General features: G+C 22.8%; 1 protein-coding gene. It reads right to left on the reverse strand.

Annotation, left to right across the window (positions count from 1 at the left end; all coding sequences use genetic code 11):
* Positions 1-624: 624 nt before the first annotated feature.
* Entirely contained in the window at positions 625-1,566 is a 942-nt protein-coding gene (locus RI76_RS03135) for a hypothetical protein (RefSeq protein WP_017192152.1), read from the reverse strand.
* Positions 1,567-1,744 lie beyond the last annotated feature (178 nt).

The following is a 1,744-nucleotide window of genomic DNA, read 5'->3' on the forward strand; positions in this document are numbered from 1 at the left end:
AATAATAATTAAAGTTAATAATAAAGGAGTAAAAACAAAAAATAATAAAAAATATTTTAAAATTATTTGAGCGAATTCTTTATTTTCGGAAGATGTTAATACTAAGTATTCTAATCTATATACAAAAGATAACATTATTCCACAAAGAATAGCATTTAAAAAAGAATAAAACGTAATATCAAACTAGTAAATACATAAATATTACATAAACAATAACAAATAAAATAAATAATGATTATGATAACGAAAAATATAAACAAGTAGTATACTAATTTGTTAAAATCAGTAATACTATTTAAAAATAAATAAGAAATAATTGTAGATATAATTGTCAATAAGATTAAAAAAGTCAATTTCTGAAAAACACTTTTATATGATGTAAGAATTTGAGAGTCATCCATAATCTTTTGTTTTTGAGAAATTTGATTAATTTTTTTTGTAGTTGATTGTATATTTTGTTGACATTCTTTTTTATTATTAATATAAGTTTTAAAATTATTTTTATAAAATCGACTGGAAGGGTCGATAATAAAATCTAAATATTTTGTTTTTAAAACGATATATATATAGCAATTAAACAACTAAAAATGTGAAATATTAAAAAATAAATTTTATAAGGAAACATTATTTTAATTTTCCGAAATAAATATTTAAATATTTATTAGGAACTAAACCGCGTTTAGGTTGAATTAAGTTGATTAACATATGCGTAGAATCAAACAAATTAACTTTATTAATTAATTTAGTCGTAAAAGGACAGTCAGAAGTTTTTTTCAATTCATATATTTCTAATTCATTTTTATTAGGAAAATTTATTGCAAACCCTAATGTCGTTTCGTAACTATTATTTTTGATTTCAAAATGAATATTATTTTTAATATGAGCTTGAGATTCATATTTTTTTTCGCCCATTTCAATAACTTCAAACACTTCAGGAAATAATACCTTACCCCAAGTTTTTCCTACTACTTTTTTAGTTCCTGTTTTTAGAGCGGTTTTAGCAATAGCATGACCTACTTTTTGATTTATTTTTTTCTTTATATATTCTTTAACTTTGTTTTTGATAGGTTTAGGATTTTTTTGGTATTGTGATATTTGTTCGATATCTCTTTGTTGAATACCCATTTCTTTTAACTCTTTGTTAGAAAATTCACCTTTTGATATTAATTTCTCTATTAAATTATCAAAATCAGGATCATCTAAAAATTTAGTTAAATGATTTAAAAATTCAATTACACTAGTAATGAAAGAAGGAGACATATCGCAATCACAAAAAGTGATATCTACTTGTTTAATTTCGTCTAATTGATTCGTTTCAAAAAAGAAAAACGCTTTTCCTTCGTCGTTTAAAATATAATATCTAACTATATCATTGATCATAGATACTCCATCATCTTTATGATCTAATATTTTATCAGCCATAAATGTTTTAAACCCGTTCCAAAATAATTTTGCGGGTGGCACAAAATTAAGAGCGATACCAGTAGCATTCCCTACTAATTGACTTTTATTAGCATATTCTTGATAAAGTTCGACAAGGTACCAATGTAATTCCAGGAATATCATAAAAAACTCTTGCGTTATCAGCAAAAATATGAACATCCTCATGTCTCCAACATTGAAAAAAATGTTTTTGGCTCTTATCTTTCTCATAATCATTAGGATTAAAAGCATAAATTTGTCGTGTCCATAAAACTAAACAAATCATTAATATAATAAAAAAAATTTTATATTTTGATTTATA

The sequence above is a fragment of the Milkweed yellows phytoplasma str. MW1 genome, from assembly GCF_000309485.1.
In the GTDB taxonomy this organism is placed as follows: Bacteria; Bacillota_I; Bacilli_A; order Acholeplasmatales; family Acholeplasmataceae; genus Phytoplasma.